Source organism: Okeania sp. SIO1H4 (assembly GCF_010672695.1).
GTDB lineage: Bacteria > Cyanobacteriota > Cyanobacteriia > Cyanobacteriales > Microcoleaceae > Okeania > Okeania hirsuta.
Genome location: NZ_JAAHGB010000012.1, coordinates 337,981 through 354,375, shown reverse-complemented (window position 1 = coordinate 354,375; position 16,395 = coordinate 337,981). Strand labels below are relative to the sequence as shown.

At 37.2% G+C, this 16,395-nt stretch carries 12 protein-coding genes; 9 read left to right on the top strand and 3 right to left on the bottom strand.

Annotation, left to right across the window (positions count from 1 at the left end):
- Positions 1-253 precede the first annotated feature (253 nt).
- The 3 genes from F6K06_RS12305 to F6K06_RS12295 all read left to right on the top strand — a co-directional run bounded on the left by F6K06_RS12305 (position 254) and on the right by F6K06_RS12295 (position 3,870).
- The gene (locus F6K06_RS12305) at positions 254-535 is read left to right on the top strand and encodes a hypothetical protein (protein ID WP_287308947.1); all 282 of its coding nucleotides are present in this window, start codon (positions 254-256) and stop codon (positions 533-535) included.
- A 503-nt stretch (positions 536-1,038) separates the two neighbouring features.
- Positions 1,039-1,266, top strand: a complete 228-nt coding sequence (locus F6K06_RS12300) for a hypothetical protein (RefSeq protein WP_124144119.1) — start codon at positions 1,039-1,041, stop codon at positions 1,264-1,266.
- 552 nt (positions 1,267-1,818) lie between these two features.
- Positions 1,819-3,870 carry a TrkA family potassium uptake protein gene (locus F6K06_RS12295; protein ID WP_287243246.1) on the top strand — a complete coding sequence of 684 codons (2,052 nt, stop codon included), beginning with the start codon at positions 1,819-1,821 and terminating at the stop codon, positions 3,868-3,870.
- Between the two features lie 100 nt (positions 3,871-3,970).
- On the opposite strand, the gene F6K06_RS12290 is transcribed toward F6K06_RS12295, so the two are convergent.
- A complete protein-coding gene (locus tag F6K06_RS12290; RefSeq protein ID WP_287243247.1) occupies positions 3,971-4,429 on the bottom strand; it encodes a hypothetical protein in 459 nt (152 codons plus the stop codon).
- A 499-nt stretch (positions 4,430-4,928) separates the two neighbouring features.
- Here F6K06_RS12290 and F6K06_RS12285 point away from each other — a divergent pair, with 499 nt between their 5' ends.
- The 6 genes from F6K06_RS12285 to F6K06_RS12260 all read left to right on the top strand — a co-directional run bounded on the left by F6K06_RS12285 (position 4,929) and on the right by F6K06_RS12260 (position 10,909).
- Entirely contained in the window at positions 4,929-5,105 is a 177-nt protein-coding gene (locus tag F6K06_RS12285; RefSeq protein WP_287308946.1) for a hypothetical protein, read from the top strand.
- A 120-nt stretch (positions 5,106-5,225) separates the two neighbouring features.
- Complete coding sequence (locus F6K06_RS12280; RefSeq protein ID WP_287243249.1) at positions 5,226-5,477, top strand: transposase family protein; 252 nt, start codon at positions 5,226-5,228, stop codon at positions 5,475-5,477.
- A gap of 250 nt (positions 5,478-5,727) precedes the next feature.
- Positions 5,728-5,967, top strand: coding sequence for a transposase family protein (locus F6K06_RS12275; RefSeq protein WP_161564942.1), 240 nt, complete (start codon positions 5,728-5,730; stop codon positions 5,965-5,967).
- Positions 5,968-6,121: 154 nt separating this feature from the next.
- Positions 6,122-8,464: a selenide, water dikinase SelD gene (selD, locus tag F6K06_RS12270; RefSeq protein ID WP_287243251.1), complete on the top strand. Its 2,343-nt coding sequence runs from the start codon at positions 6,122-6,124 to the stop codon at positions 8,462-8,464.
- Positions 8,465-8,978: 514 nt separating this feature from the next.
- Positions 8,979-9,548, top strand: a complete 570-nt coding sequence (locus F6K06_RS12265) for a hypothetical protein (RefSeq protein ID WP_287243253.1) — start codon at positions 8,979-8,981, stop codon at positions 9,546-9,548.
- Positions 9,479-10,909, top strand: a complete 1,431-nt coding sequence (locus F6K06_RS12260) for a pentapeptide repeat-containing protein (protein WP_287243255.1) — start codon at positions 9,479-9,481, stop codon at positions 10,907-10,909. The genes F6K06_RS12265 and F6K06_RS12260 overlap by 70 nt, the downstream gene beginning before the upstream one ends.
- A 214-nt stretch (positions 10,910-11,123) precedes the next feature.
- On the opposite strand, the gene F6K06_RS12255 is transcribed toward F6K06_RS12260, so the two are convergent.
- Positions 11,124-13,382, bottom strand: coding sequence for a WD40 repeat domain-containing protein (locus F6K06_RS12255; protein WP_287241193.1), 2,259 nt, complete (start codon positions 13,380-13,382; stop codon positions 11,124-11,126).
- Between the two features lie 866 nt (positions 13,383-14,248).
- Positions 14,249-15,589: a glucose-6-phosphate dehydrogenase assembly protein OpcA gene (gene opcA / locus F6K06_RS12250; protein WP_287241191.1), complete on the bottom strand. Its 1,341-nt coding sequence runs from the start codon at positions 15,587-15,589 to the stop codon at positions 14,249-14,251.
- Between the last annotated feature and the right edge of the window lie 806 nt (positions 15,590-16,395).

The following is a 16,395-nucleotide window of genomic DNA, read 5'->3' as shown; positions in this document are numbered from 1 at the left end:
CAGATTTTCTATTAAACATCTCCAATAATCAAAAATAAAATCAATTATTATCCATAAATTATCAATTATTTCCCCTGCTCTGTACGGACGTTGCATGCAACGTCCCTACTTCCTGCTCCCTCTTTTCGAGGAGATGTCTATTGAATACGAATTTAAAAATTCATGCTATTCAAATCCTTTCTTTCTCCTGACTTCTGAGGACTGACTCCTGACTCCTCAGCTATAGGATAACTAATCATCCGGATTTGATATTATGGCGTTGCTGAGTGGTAATGATTTTGAGATTAACTTTGGGCGCAAAACATCAGTTTTTCAATTTTACCTTCAGCTAATAGACATCTCCAAGAATCAAAAATCAATATCTATATCCCAAAGAAATTATCAATTCTTCCCCTCCTGGGAGGGGCGAGGGGTGGGTTCCCTACTGCCTACAGCAAAGCTGCCTACTCCCTATGGGTGGACTAGATGTCTAATTATCATTACATTTAAGCAACGCCGATATTATTTCTGTTCTTTACCAGACAAAGATGAATAAAGACTATATTTAAAGGTAGAACTTTCTGACAAGCGATCGCTCACTCTTAGTTATAGCGCTGCGCGCAGGCAACAGGCAACAGGTAACAGGCAATAGGGAACCCACCCCTCGCCCCTCCCCTTCCCAGGAGGGGAATAAAAAGCTTATAATATAAAATTTTTAGCTATTGGATAATTCCTGCAATTTGTAAATATGCCAGCGCACATTGCTATACAACATTACAGTAGTAATTGTATATACAAATTTTATCGGTGCAGTTACTAAGTTAGTTGCTATCCTTAAATCTAGCGAAAGATGGAGTTAATCATTAAAAAAAATTAAATACTTGACTAAGTTTAAATTAAAGCTATAATATTTGAGAAATAAATTTGCTTTATTGCTGATAGATAGTAAGAATAAAAATAGTATAAAATTATTCGATTCTCTTTAAATTGTTGATCTAAGTATTAAAGCAGATTTGATATATTCTAACTAAGAAAGATGACTTTTAGGAGCTGTATATAATGACAGATGTAATCATCAATCATGCTCAAAAATTTGGATTTTTTTGTAATCATGATTTACTCGGTTCTTGGCAGATAGTATCCCATCCCAGAACACCTATATGGAAACTACTCCAGCAAAAAGAAGACTGGTTGCTATTAATCTCGGATGAACCTCATCTAATTTTGTTACCAGAAGAAGTTATTGCTTTTTTAAGATGGCGTTGGTCAACCAAAAAAAATAATTAGCATCTACAAATTATTAATCAATTTATGTGTAGTGGATAATACCAATAAACATGATATAGCCACTGCCAGAGCAGTTAATGTATAGAGCGATGATGAATTTTAGAAGGGGAAAAATTTTTCCCACTGTTGCTTGTTGCCTGCTATATGAATAATTTATACCAGTTTAATAAATGTTTGCTATAAATAGCTAGAATCTTTCTAGGAGTCACCTAGTCAGAATAAATAGCTTAAATATCATTTCTTACTTTTAATATCCCTTTTTTATCTAAAGAAATATCTGACCAAAAATATTTTAATTCCTGTTATGATTAATCACATTTTTTTTTCACCCTTGGTATTATACCATTTATCAAAAAGAATGGTATACTTATACAAGACTTGAATGACTAAATAATTAGCAGGATTCCATAACGTTAAGAGCAATTATTAGCCAGTGAGTGTATATTATTCTTATGTTTACTACTGTCTAGGGACTTTGCATGCAACGTCCCTACCCACCCCTCTGCTCAAGGAAACATAGAAAAGTGTTTGAAATTTGGTATTAGATACCCAATGTCCTCATCAACTCCTAACAATCAATATCACAATACAAATTCAACAACTAATACTTTATTCTCACCATCAATAGATAGGTTTTTAATATGTGGGTTAGGTAGTTTAGGACAACATTGTGTAGCTGCTCTAAAAAAGTTTGGTGTAGTTGTTAACGCCATCGATCTTATACAACCTCAACATTGGGAAGTTTCAGACTTATTTTCACAGTTGAACCAATTAATTATTGGAGATGCAAGAGAACCTAGTATTTTGACACAAGGTCAAGTTCAACAGTGTCGAGCAATACTTATTGTTACAAGTAACGAACGAATAAATTTAGCGATCGCTCTAGCAGCAAGATTAATTAATCCTCAAATTCGTCTTGTAGTCCGTTCTGCAAAAGAAAATCTCAATCAACTATTAGGTCAACAACTAGGAAATTATGTAGCATTTGAACCTACGGAATTACCTGCACCAGCTTTTGCCGTTGCTGCTTTAGATTCAGAAATTATCGGTTTTTTTTACCTAGAAAAATATCAAATAAAGATAGTCAAACGTAAAATAAAACCAGATATGCCTTGGTATAATCGTCATGTTTATCAGCTCAATAATCGTCATCGAAAAGTCATTAGTTACGCGACTAATTATACTCAATTATTATCAGAATTTTATGATTGGGATAGTGATGAATTAATTCAAGCAAACGACCGAATAATTTATATTGAAAAACCAGATTTTTTGACTACTACAAGTAATCAAAAAAAATCTCAGAAAAACCAGTTTAAATTATGGGAAAGATTTCACTCAATTTTAAAAATTCAACCAACGGATGTTAAAAATCTAGTCATTAACTATTGGAATTGGATTCACGAAAACCCAATTCGTAACTTAGTTTTTTCTAGTGCCTTAATTTTAGTAATTTTCTTATTCAGTGGTACATTACTATTTTTGCTTTACTATCCAGAGGCAACTTTAAGAGAGGCTTTTTATAGCACAGCAGTTTTATTACTAGGAGGATTTGGAGATATTTTTGGTGGCATTAAACTAGAGCAAAATTTTCCTTGGTGGCTGCAATTTTTTAGTTTAATCACAACATTAGTAGGAATTATTTCTGTAGCTTTGTTGAATGGTTTAATTACAGAAAGATTGTTAAGTACAAGATTTAAGTTTACCAAAAGAAATCCTATTCCGACTCAAGACCATGTTGTAATAATTGGTTTAGGAAGGGTTGGTCAGCGAGTAGCTAGTTTATTACAAGGATTTAAACAGAAATTAGTAGCAATTAGTTCTACAGCAACTGAATCAGATATAACCCCTCAAATTCCTCTAGTTGTAGGTAATATAATTAAATCTCTAGAAAAAGTAAATTTAACTACTGCCAAAGGAATTATTGCTGTTACAAATGATGAAATGTTAAATCTAGAAGTAGCATTAATGGGTTACGCTGTTAATCCAAATATTCGTTTAGTAATTCGTACTTCTGAACAACGTTTTAGCAATAACTTAGCCAAACTTTTACCATATTCTACATTTATTTGTACTTCCGCTGTTGTAGCAGAAGCTTTTGCCGGAGCAGCATTTGGAGAAAATATATTAAGTTTATTTAGAATAGACCATCAAACAGTATTAGTAACTGAATATAATATTGAGCCAGGAGATACCTTAAATGGATTAATATTAGCTGAAATAGCTTATGGTTATGGAGTAGTAACAATATTATATCAAAAGCCACCAAATGAATCAAAATTAATGCCTTCAGATGATATTAGATTGACCGTAGGCGATCGCCTAATTGTTTTAGCAACAATTAATGGTTTAAAAAGAATTGAAAATGGCGAAATAAAACAACCTACTTGGCAAGTTATGATTGAATCTGCTCCATCAGAATATGCCATATTTCAAGGAGCAAATGAAATTATTGGTATTTCTGGATGTAGCATTAATCAAGCTAGAGAATTAATGAATAATTTGCCAGGAATATTACCTAAACCACTTTATAAACATCAAGCTCAAAGATTAGTTAGAACTTTGAAAAAAGCTTTTGTGAAAGCCAGATTAATCTCAGTATAGAACCAATTTGGGAGCCATTAAAAATCAGAAGATAACTCTTATAAGTTGATCTTTAACTGTAACGATTTGCAAACATTTATTTTTCAGTTCTACATCTCAATCATTTTGCTAATTGCTCATCTTGTTGGTAGTTTTCATTGTTGAGATGAACACGAAATTGACTTAACAAACTATAGACCAAAGGAGATAAAAGAATTCCCATCGCTATGACAAAAACCAAACCACTAAAGAGTGCATAGACAGAAGCAAATACTTTCGCGCTAGTAGTTGAGAGGGGACTAATTGGTCCCATACCACTAAGAATCATCGAAGCTTCTACTAGAGAATCTATCCAACTCAAACCCGCTACCCAATGATAGCCAATAATGCCCATCATAAGTCCTAGAGAGATAAAAAGTGCAGACATACCCAGATAGCTGAGAAACTTCCATAGAAAGAGGAAAATTGACCTTGTTCGCTCTGATGAAGTCCAAGTTTTCGGTTCTTGAATCACATTTAAACTAGAGGAACGGATGAGAAATATTATAATTACTAAAATTAATAGTCCATATATGAGCATATTTCTAAAATCCACTTCACGATTATCTTAATATATAGGGCTAAAACTAGAGAAACTGCTGTAAGCGTTCCCACCAATTTTGTAATCTTTTTATGGTAAGCTTTTTAAGCTCTTGGTTTCGAGCGTGGCATAGTCCAAAGCCTTGAGTAGCGTGAGGCTGACTACAACTAATATGCAGCGTGAGTTGTTAGAAAACCATTATAAGTAGGATAGATTTGTAGATTTGTTAATACGACAGCGCTTTCAATAATGGATAATTGATAATTGATAATTGATAATTGATGATTACCTCTCCCTAAAAGGAAGAGGATTGAATAAAAGCAAAATTAATTCATTGTTTCTCCTTTAAAGGAGAGGATTTTTACCTTAATTATTCGGTAATTGTTAATTATTAGACTTGTCGCTTTATAAGGTAAAGTATAGAGTTAGTAGGGTGTTTGAAATGGGACAATGTTAGATATCAATCGGGTGCTAAAAGAAGACCGCCTCAGTGCGGGCATTGACTGGACTAAACCGTAAGGCATTGGATGAATTATTACAAGCTTTTTGTGTCCAACTTGAATTGGAAGCGATCGCTCTTTTGCCAAAAATCAAGACTCCGAGCTCTGGGAGGAGGAAGAAAAGCGCCATTGCTACAGGCCCAAGACAAGTGATTTTTGATCTGGTTCTACTTTAAATGCTACCCTACCTTTGATGTGCCAGGAGTGTTGTTTGACTTGCACCGCAGCAGAGCACACCGGATGGATGTTGAGACTACAACCATTGCGCTTAGAGTGCTTTAGGGCAGAAAATGGCCTTGCCAAAACGTAAGTTACAGAGCATTGAAGAATTGATTACCAGGTTTCCATCTGCCACAGAGGTGATGATCGATGGTACAGAACGGCCAATCCAGGGTCTAAAAGACCACCAAAAGCAGAAAAATCATTACTCAGGTAAAAAAAAGTGCCATAGGAGTCAACATCTGGTCATGACTGACCTTGATCAAAGAGTCCTCGTCCGCTCGAAAGCAAGAGAGGGAAAAGTTGATGGGCATTCGGCAGTTATATAGAATCCGGGTAATTAGTTATCGTATCGCTCTAGGAGTCAGGAGTCAGTCCTCAGGAGTCAGGAGAAAGAAAAGATTGAAATAGCATGAATTTTTAAATTTGTATTCAGTAGAACATCTGTATTAAGAGAAAGTAATTTTGCAATTACTGTATAACCGGATTCTATATTAGATGAAGAAAAATTGGTAGATTTTGTACCTGATGAAGTGAAAATTCATGTAGATTTGGGTTTCCAGGGATGACAGAAGGAATTTGTCAACATCAATCCGACCCACGAAAAAACCTCGATCTCAGGAATTAACTGACCAACAAAAACATCTCAATCAAGAAAAAAGTAGCGACCGCGTCAAAAGTGAACAGACAATATCTGGCGTAAAGAGATATAATGCAGCGAGAGGATTGTATCGAAATCACATTAAAGATGCGCGACGATCGCTTCATGTTCACTGCGGTTGGACTCTGGAATTTCTACTTAATGGCAGGATAATTTAATGATTGAAAGCCAGAATTTTCCCATTTCACTTTAAGGTTTTATTTCGCGACAAGTCTAATATACCTATTTAGATTGTTTTTCCTTTTTTTCTGATTTGTTTATTACTTCTTCCTTCTTCCTTACTGATACTATAACTAAATATTATTAATAACAATGAAATCATCCATAGCAACAGAAACAGACCTTGTACTAATAGGGGGCGGTCATAGCCACGTGATCGCCATTAAAAATTTTGCGATGAACCCCATGCCAGGAGTAAGATTAACCCTAATTACAGATGTATATCATACTCCCTATTCTGGGATGCTACCTGGATATGTGGCAGGTTTATATACCTTCGACCAATGTCATATTGACCTGCATCCCCTCGCAAAATTTGCCGGAGCTAGGATATTTGTAGACCGCGCCATTGGTCTAAACCTGGAAAAAAATCAGGTAATTTGTGCTAACCGTCCACCCGTAACTTTTGATGTACTATCCATCGATATTGGCAGTACTCCCGCTAGCTTAACTGTACCGGGAGCAAGAGAATATAGTATTCCTGTCAAACCCATATCAAAATTTCTCACCTATTGGCATCAGATAACAGCAACAGTTGCTCAGTTACCAGAACAAAAAATCTGTATCGGAATAGTTGGAGGTGGTGTCGGGGGTGTGGAGTTAGCATTTGCTGTACAAAGTCATCTCCACAACATTTATCAGAATGCTAGACAACCGACTAATAACCTGGAGTTGCATCTGTTTCATCGAGGTACAAGACTATTACCCGGACGCCATCGTTGGGTGGGAAAGCAAGTTGAGAAAATTCTGAAAAGTCGCGGTGTGGTATTGCATTTAGAAGAAAATGTGACTGGGGTGAAGAGTAAGGATGGGCAAGACAGTGATTTTGCCACGGATGCACGGATGAGTGAGCGGAAAATTCTAGACTTTGCACCCAAAATTATTGAGTGTAATTCGGGATTACAAATAGAATGCGATATCCTATTTTGGGTAACTCAAGCATCTGCTGCACCTTGGTTACAAACAGCGGGGTTAGCAACAGACGCCAGTGGCTTTATTTTAGTCAATGACAAACTACAGTCAATTTCTCATCCGCAAGTGTTTGCTGCTGGAGATGTGGCAACAATGGTTAACCATTCACGGCCAAAAGCTGGAGTTTTTGCAGTACGACAAGGAAAACCCTTATTGGAAAATTTACAACGCGCTCTCCAGAGAAAACCTCTGAAGTCATTTATACCTCAGAAAAAATTCCTGATTTTAATTGGCACTGGAGACCAACGAGCGATCGCTTCTCGTGGCCAAATTGGATTTGGTCCTGAGTCTTTACTCTGGCGTTGGAAAGACCACATTGACCGCAAATTTATGGATAAGTTTACTAACCTGAAGATGGAAGGTAGAAGTTATCCCTCCTCTGGGAAAGGGAAGAGTAGAAAGAGGAAAGATTCCGAAATTATGCACTGTGCTGGTTGTGGAGCAAAAGTAGGTAGTAAGGTTTTGGAGAAAGTACTGCACCGTATTCAACAGCAAATACAGAGGGATGATATTTTGATTGGTATGAATACTCCTGATGATGCTGCAGTAGTTAGGGTGCCAACAGATAAGGTGATGGTGCAGACTATTGATTATTTTCCGGCATTGGTAGATGACCCCTATTTATTGGGAAAAATCACAGCGAATCATTGTTTGAGCGATTTATTTGCCATGGGAGCAACACCTCAAAGTGCTTTGGCGATCGCTACTATTCCTTATGCTTCATCCAGTCAACAAGAGAATGATTTATATCAATTGTTATTGGGAGCAACGGAAATTCTTAATCAAGCAGGTGCTGTTTTGATGGGAGGTCATACAATAGAAGGAGCAGAATTAGCTTTTGGTCTTACCTGCAATGGTTTAGCATTTTCGGAGAAACTATTGTACAACAGTGGGATGCAGTCGGGAGATGTGTTGATATTAACGAAACCGTTGGGTACGGGAGTATTATTTGCTGCCGATATGCGTCTACGAGCAAAGGGACGTTGGATTGAAAGTGCGATAAAATCAATGTTGGTTTCAAATCAGAATGCTGCCAAATTGTTATTGGAATATGGTGCGACTGCTTGTACGGATGTGACAGGATTTGGATTAGTCGGACATTTGCTGGAAATGGTGAAAGCTTCTAAAGTTGCTGTGGAATTGGAAATGGAGGCAATTTCTGTGTTGCCAGGAGTGGCAGAAATTTTGCAGCAAGGTATTTTTAGTTCGCTGTATCCGGAAAATCTGCGGATGTCTGCATCTATTCAAAATTCGGAGCAGGTAAGTACCCATGTTCTTTATCCATTGTTGTTTGATCCACAGACTTCTGGGGGTTTGCTTGCTACTGTACCTGCGGAGTCAGCGAGTGCTTGTTTGCAGGCGTTACAACAGGAATATTCTGAAAGTAGAATTATTGGTAGAGTGTTAACGAAGTCAGAAGTCAGAACTCAGAAGTCAGAAGTTATTTTTGTAAGGGGGATTTAAGCACAGCTCCAATGCATAAAATTAGATGTGTCAGTCCACTACTGGACTACAATTTTTTTAACATCGGGAATTTACAGAAATTTTACTGTAGATATACAAATATATTGGGCAAAAATTAAAGGAAAAAATATTAACTATGGCAAGTAAACTCTGGCGGAATATTTGGCGAGTTCTCAACACAGTACAGTAAATTTGTAGGTTGGGTTGACGAAAGGAAACCCAACAAAAATAGGTATATATTGAACTGTACTACCGCTTTTTATGTTGCCTTTAATGTTAGATAATCAGGACTTACGCATAAGGTAGAAAAATTAGGATTTGAGATTGCGACCCTATGGCTAGCAATGACGAAAATACGTTGCAGGTGGGTAAGTCCTAATAATCAAAGGTGCGTTACGCTTTGCTAACACACCCTACTGGACTACTACAATTTTTTTAACATCGGGAATTTACAGAAATCAAACTGTAGATATACAAATATATTGTGCAAAAATTAAAGGAATAAAAATTAACTATGGCACGTAAACTCTGGCGGAATATTTGGCGAGTTCTCAACACAGAAATAGAATTGAATTTATCTGAAACTGTTCAAGGTGGGGTTGAGTCTGGTAAGGCGGTTTTGGAAATAGCAAAAGCTCTACAAGAAAATAAGGATGCTAAAGAATTAAAACCTTTTATTGAAAATATTGATTCTGTTTTGGATGTACTAAATTCTCCCCTGGGAAAAGTTGCCGGAGCGGGTTTACCTTTTTTGCCTATTGCAACTGGAATTATTACTTTTATTATTGAAAAAACTCGTCAAGAGCCTACTTTAGAAGATGAAGTACAATTGGTGGCTCAGGTGGCATATTTAGAAAGTTTACGACAATTTTTAATAGACCATCCAAAAATTCAAAATAGGCTGACAGAAACTGAGGCTTCGGAAGCGGTACAAAAACAGATTAAAAACTTGGATAAAGAAATTAATTTTAATGACCGAAATGCTAAGGATACTTTGAAAAGTTCCGGGAATTTTTGCACAGTGAACAATGTCCGGAGCAGGTTAAGGAGTTGGCGCGGGAACCACTTTTGTTATATTTGCTAGCTGCAATGCACCGAGATAAGAAGTTACAGGTAGAGATGTTTGCTACTGCTGATGTTGGTGGGACAAAAGTTTTGATTTATGAGCAGGCGTTGAAATGGGTGCTGAAAAAACAGCGAGGGAATGTTAGTCGAAAAATTACGCAGTTGGAGCAAGAAGATTTAGAAATTTTGTTGGCAGAAGCAGGGTTGTGTGTGGTGCAGTCTGGTGGGGAATATGCTGCAATAAAAATGATTGAAGACCGACTGCTGAAACAGGGATACAAGGAGTTGCAAGATTTAATTGAGAATGCTCGACAAAATAAGCGAGAAGATGGATTGAAAAATGCTTTAGCTGCGTTTTATTTGAAGTCAGCAGCAAAGGCAGAAAATTCGGTGGAGTTTTTCCACAAGAGTTTTGGTGAGTTTCTCTGTGCAAAACGGATGGTGGAAAGTCTGGAAGATTTGACGGAGAAAACAGGGAAGCGACGTAAGACTTATGTGGTGTCTGATGAGGAATTTGAGTGGCGGGTTTACGATCTATTTGGTTATGGCAGTTTGACAGTGGAAGTTGTGGAATATTTGATAGCGTTGTTGGTGAAGAGTAAGGTTGAGTTGATGGTGTTGTTTGAGCGCTTGTATGGGTTTTATGTAGACTGGTCTGATGGGAAGTTTATTGAGGAAAGGGAGGAAGTTTTACCTCAGAAAAAGACGAGGCAGTTGTGGCAGTGGGGTATTGAGTCTGGGCAACGTCAGGTGGATATTTATACGGGGTTGAATGTGATGATTTTGTTGTTTAAGTTGCATCGTTATGGGAGGTCTCAGGAGGAGTTGGGGGAGCAGTTGCATTTTTATCCTTGTAGTAAACCTGGTGGTGAAGATTTTGATCGAACAAAATTATTGAGGATTATTGGTTATAGTCAATGTCTTGGGAATGGTACTTTTGTGGAAAAAATAGGTAAGTTTCTCAAAGATGCCGACCTCAGTTGTGCTTATCTCTATAATGCCGATCTCAACGGTGCTAACCTCATTTGTGTCAACCTTAGAGGTGCCGACCTCATTCGTGCTAACCTCAGTGGTGCTGACCTTAGTAATGCTAACCTTAGTAATGCTAACCTTAGAGGTACTGACCTCTTTAATGCCGACCTCAGTCATTCCAAACTCAATGATGCTGACCTCAGTAGTGCCAACCTTAGTTGGGTAAACCTGTTTAATGCCAACCTCAATGGTGTCGATCTCAGTAATATCACATGGAATAATCAAACCAACTGGTCAAATACTATCGGTTTACATGAAGCAAGAGAAGTTCCAGAAGACCTACAACAAAATCCAAAATTTGCCGCAGCAGTTGCTCAGTCGGAAGCAGCAAGTCAACAACGACAGTAAATTTTAAAGTAGTAAATTTTATAGTAAATTTTGTAGGTTGGGTTGAGGGACGAAACCCAACATTAGTAAGGTTTTGTTGGGTTTTGTTGGGTTTCACTGCCGTTCAACCCAACCTACATTTTTAGGCGTGTCAGTCCACTCCCTACTCCCCCACTCCCTACTCCCCCACTCCCCACTCCCCCACTCCCCTGCTCCCCACTCCCCCGCTCTACCACTAACCTTCCAAATATAAAAAATGTAATCTCCCAAAATAATCACCAGCAATAATAGTTCTTCCATCCGGTGCAACTGCGCAACGTTTGAACCCACTACTTCCGATAAAAGTAGCGATCGCCTTTTTAGTTGTTAAATCCCACAATTTCAAAGTATTATCTTCCGAAGCAGAGATAGCTCGACTATTTGCTAATCCTACAACATCTAATACAATTCTTTCATGACCTCTAAACACACCAACTTTATCACCTGTTTCCAACTCCCAAACTCTCACATCATGATCATAAGAACCTGAAATAACATACTTACCATCGGGAGTCACTGCAACAGAATTAACGAAGTCATCATGACCAGTCAAAACCAAAACTCTTTCTTCTGTTTCTAAATCCCAAACCATAACATTTGTATCGTGAGCACCTGAAATAACATACTTACCATCAGGACTTATTGCTATACAAGATACCTCCTCTTCATGACCTCCTAAATAGCCAACTTCTTGCCTTAATTCTAAATCCCAAATCTTCATTCCACGGTGTTCCCAATATCCAGAAATAAGAGCTTCACCTTCTGGGGTTACTACCATAAAATTTCCTAAATATAAAGGGGATAAAAAAGCAAATGTTTCTTGTTGAGTTCTGGGATTACGACATTTCATTTTTCTGATTTTAGTACTAGGTTCTGAACTGCTAAAACCAAGAAATATCTGTTTACTATCTGGAGTAATTGCAAAACAATGTACTACTTCAAAGCCTTCTATTTCTATAGTACAAACTTCAGAAAAATTTGTTAAATCCCAGACTTTTAATTTAAAGTCACAAGCAGCAGAAATTGCCCATTTACCATTAGGAGCAATAGCAACAGCATTAATCTCTTCTATATGACCAATAGGAGTATAATTTACCCGATTATTTTCCCAAACTTTTGTTAAATCCCAAACTTTTATACTGGGGTCAGAACCACAAGAAATTGCCAGTTTACCATCCTTTGTAATGACAATATCATTTACATAATAACGATGGTCTCTAAAAGTAGCAATTTCTTTTCCTGTTTCTAAATCCCAAACTTTAATTGTTGAATCACCGGATGCAGAAACTAAGTGTTTACCATCAGGAGTTACTGCTACAGATTCAACTACACTATCATGACCAGATAATTGAAATATTTGTTCTCCTGTTTTTATATCCCAAACATAAATCCAACCGAAAAGGAAATCCCATTCTCCATCAAGGTCGTACCCAATAATTCGTTTTCCATCTGGCGTAACAGCAGCTCCTTCAACTTCTGCAGTATGACCTTTAAGTGTCTTAATTAATTTCCTTGTTTTTCGACTCCAAACTTTGATAGTTTTATCAAAGGAAGCTGAAATTATTTTTTTTCCATCCTGTGTAATTGTGACAGATTTTACTTCTGCTTTATGAGCTTTAATAGAGTGAAGAAGTTCCCCTGTTTCTAGATTCCAGATTTTAATAGTACCATCATCAGAACTAGAAATAAATTCTTTTTCGTCTGGTGTAATAACTACTGAAGTTACTGGTGCATCATGTCTATTTAGGGTAATTATTGGTTTTTTTTCGATTAAATCCCAAATTTTTATTGTTTCATCTGCTGAGGCTGAAATAAGTAGTTTTCCATCAGATGTTACTGCTAATGATGTGACTTCTTTTTTATGACCAGTGAGAGTAAATATTTCTTTTCCTGTTTCCAGATTCCAAACTTTAATTTGATTATCTCTAGCACCGGAAATTATGTATTGATTATCCGTTGTAACTACTACAGCATTGATAACTGCGGTATGACCTTTGATAGTACGAATTAATTCTGTATCGGGGGGTGGGAAAGTAGGAACTAAAGGACGCAACCAAGCAGTTCTTCTACTTTTTTTTGCCCGATCTAATAAGTTTTGAATATCTGGATTTTCAATACCAACTAAACGACTCCAAAGTTGTTCTATTAGTTGTTTTTTATCTTGTTTTATAATATCTTCTGAGAGACGAAATACTCCTTGAATTAATCTCAAAGTCTCTATTTGTTGAGCAGTTATATCTGAGGGTTTTGAAGGGTGTAATACTGAGTTATAATCTTCTATTAATACCTGTAGGTCATCAACAGCAATTTTAGCCTTAATAAAATCAAAATCTATTAAATATTGATATAACTGTTGAAAATTTCCAGCTTCTAATAACTCCCCAACTTTCATTTGAACAGCAGTTTTTTTGTCTTGAGCAGGAATACTTTTCAACCAGTTACGGACTTCACTCATTCATTACACTCCTCTAGAAAAGTTATCAGTTATCAGTTATCAGTTACAGCGTTTCCCGTTGTTATGAGGTACAAAATTTTAGGTTTGAGGGAACAGGGAACAGCGGTGCGACCCCGCGTCGGCGTCAGACGCAAGCGGTCAGACCCCGCGACGACGCCAGCTCGCTTGCGGAATGCTGACCAAGAGAGGGAACGCGCACCAAGAGAGGGAACAGGGAACAGAAAAGAATAAAAACAACTGTACCTCATAGCTTCGGAAACTGCTATATCAGTTATCAGTCAAAATTAAAAAATCAGGCGTTGGTGAATTTAGCTATGATTTTCGTCCTTAGGGGGTAGGAAATAGGTAGGGACGTTGTATGCAACGTCCCTACAGATTAGTTTGCTCCTTCCTTTTAAACAAATTTCCTCCTCATCTCCTATTACCGAATAATTAAGGTTTAAAACCTCTCCTTTAAAGGAGAAAAAAGCGGTCGTTTTGCTAGCGCACAACTCCGTTAACGCTGCGCGACATGTTTGCGTTTGCGCAGCATCCTGTAGGGAAGCATTCCGTAGGAAAAAGCGGAGCTTCCCGTAGGGTGGGATGGATGGGTTTCCTAACCATATCCAATCGACCAAGAGAAGAAAAAATTATCCTTTTAGTCAATCCTCTTCTTTTCAAGGAGAGGTAATTATTAATTATTAATTATTCATTATTCATTATTAATTGTTGAACCATTACCCATTACCTATTTTCCGTTTAACAGCTTTGAGCATATCTGGGTTGAAACCCCCGGTTTATAGAAACCGGAAGGTGCGCGGAGGGGTTGAAATCTCCTTTAAAAATTTACTCCTGACTCCTGACTCCTGACTCCTGACTCCTGACTCCTATTTTCCGTTTAACTTCAGTATCTGTGCTGTCATTTCTAAACTTTCCTCATATAAAACATCCCTTCCCCAACGTTGTAACTGCTGTGCCATCAACGCTTCCGCTTTCTGATCGGTTAATGCTGTTACCTGCTCCGTCAGACAAGACTGCGCCTTACCACCAGATTCTAAACGCATACAACCAGTAGTTTCAGAACACAAAATTGTGCAACAATTAATATCAGCACCAGGATTAGTCGAACCCAAACGCACACCAACTAAGTCTCCAGGAATTTCACCAAAGTCAGCAGTAGGAATAGCTGCTAATTCGGCAACAATTTCTTGATTATTTTGCCCATGAAATTTGATATGAGTAATATCATAGTCACCACCCACTTCTGCATAAGAAACTGGTTTCCAATCAAGACGACTAGCAAACCAACCTAAAAACATTAGTGCTTGGGCAGCATTTCCTTTTTCATAGTCAAGTGTAATAGTGTCAACTTCCCATAAAGCTGCTCTTCGTTGGGGAGGGTCAAAAGTAGCAGCAGTTAACTCTTGCCAAGCTGAAAGACGGTGCCAGTTGAGATCGGCAATATAGGTTTCATTATCAATCAACTCCTGCATCTTTAAAAACTCTGATTCTGGATCGGAAAAGTAACAGGAATCCATAATTATGCAATTACTGCTCTCACACAAACTCTGAAATAGTTCCTGGTCTGTGTTGGGAGTTGCTTTCCACCATACAAATTTAGGTAGATCGGGAATCATTAATGATGTTACCGTTTCACCTACCCTTTCCATTGCTGATTTTGTTCCCCGTAGGGTTACATATTCACTACAAACTAGATTTGAGGTGCTTTTCTTCTGAATTGGGCAGTAGGCAGATACTTGAGCTGTTACCCCTGTATCTTCTTCCCCAATATTTGGGCACAGAGTAACTATACGACAGGGGTTTTGAGCTGCGATCGCGTCTGCTAGACTAAATCCTCTAACATTAATGTTTGCGATTTGTTGTCGGTCTTCTGGTTGTTTGGCAAATTCCTCGCGCAATTTGGCTAGGGTGTTGGGGTCTACTCTACCCGTGATTGGCAGTTGATATGTCTTTTGTGCATTTCTAATTCCATCCCTGGTTTGTGGCCCATGAATCCCATCAATGGGGCCTTCATAGAATCCTAATCCCCCTAGCAATTGTTGAAATTCTTCTGGTTCGTAAATTACCATGCTAAAGGTAGCAGCTCTGGTAGCAATGGGTGCTGCTTTTCCTCCATTTTGACTAAGCCAAATTTTACTTAATTCTTCTTCTATTTCTCCTAGAGAAATATCTTTTGGTTGTTGTAAGGCAACAATGGGTGTAGTCATTTTTTTGCTTGTCCTTAGTATAGTATTAGTTTTTCTTGATTTAATCGTTGATGCTAACTAGACTTGGTAATCTTGTCCTGATTTTAGCGCTTGTCCTTAGTCTTCGAGACTGATTTGAGTATTTATGCCATACTTTCTTGACTAACTATTACTAAGTAGATTTTTGATATATAGAGTAGCGTAAATTGGCAAGTTATACCTAGTTACTAATTATAAATTATTTTCTATTGTCCAGTGATTTAAACTTTTTTTAATAAATTTTACCCCTAAATTTTTAATAACTAATCATATATGTTGATTTTCAATAGTGTTTAAATATCTCTCAATCTATAGCAATATGATTTTAGTTGTGAGATATTGGAGACTTTTGTTCTAGGGAATAGGGAATAGGGAATAGGGAAGAAACGAATACATAAGAATAAGAAAACTGCTATAGCAATATGATTTAAAGGAACACCTCAATTCTCACATCTGATTCCTGATTGCTATAGTTAATAATTATTACTCTGATTTTGATTTAATTTGATTTAAGTTACTTTTCCTCAAACCTAACACCTTATTCTGTATCCTCAACTACACTCCCCAATTTTTTGATTTTTGGTTACCGAATAATTAAGGTTTAAAACCTCTCCTTTAAAGGAGAACCAAGAAAAAATTTTCCTTTGAGTCAATCCTATTCGCTTTCAAGGAGAGGAGAGTTCATTAATTGATAATTGATAATGGATAATTGATAATGGATAATTGATAATTACCTCTGGTTAAAACCGTTACATAATTGAATATAAGGAAATATTATTTCTTCTCTT

What these genes read in the sequence shown, in the direction of transcription:
- F6K06_RS12295 (WP_287243246.1), top strand. Translation starts at nt 1,819, where the DNA reads ATGTCCTCATCAACTCCTAACAATCAATATCACAATACAAATTCAACA.
- opcA (WP_287241191.1), bottom strand. Translation starts at nt 15,589, where the DNA reads ATGACTACACCCATTGTTGCCTTACAACAACCAAAAGATATTTCTCTA.
- F6K06_RS12300 (WP_124144119.1), top strand. Translation starts at nt 1,039, where the DNA reads ATGACAGATGTAATCATCAATCATGCTCAAAAATTTGGATTTTTTTGT.
- F6K06_RS12290 (WP_287243247.1), bottom strand. Translation starts at nt 4,429, where the DNA reads ATGCTCATATATGGACTATTAATTTTAGTAATTATAATATTTCTCATC.
- F6K06_RS12255 (WP_287241193.1), bottom strand. Translation starts at nt 13,382, where the DNA reads ATGAGTGAAGTCCGTAACTGGTTGAAAAGTATTCCTGCTCAAGACAAA.
- selD (WP_287243251.1), top strand. Translation starts at nt 6,122, where the DNA reads ATGAAATCATCCATAGCAACAGAAACAGACCTTGTACTAATAGGGGGC.
- F6K06_RS12265 (WP_287243253.1), top strand. Translation starts at nt 8,979, where the DNA reads ATGGCACGTAAACTCTGGCGGAATATTTGGCGAGTTCTCAACACAGAA.
- F6K06_RS12305 (WP_287308947.1), top strand. Translation starts at nt 254, where the DNA reads ATGGCGTTGCTGAGTGGTAATGATTTTGAGATTAACTTTGGGCGCAAA.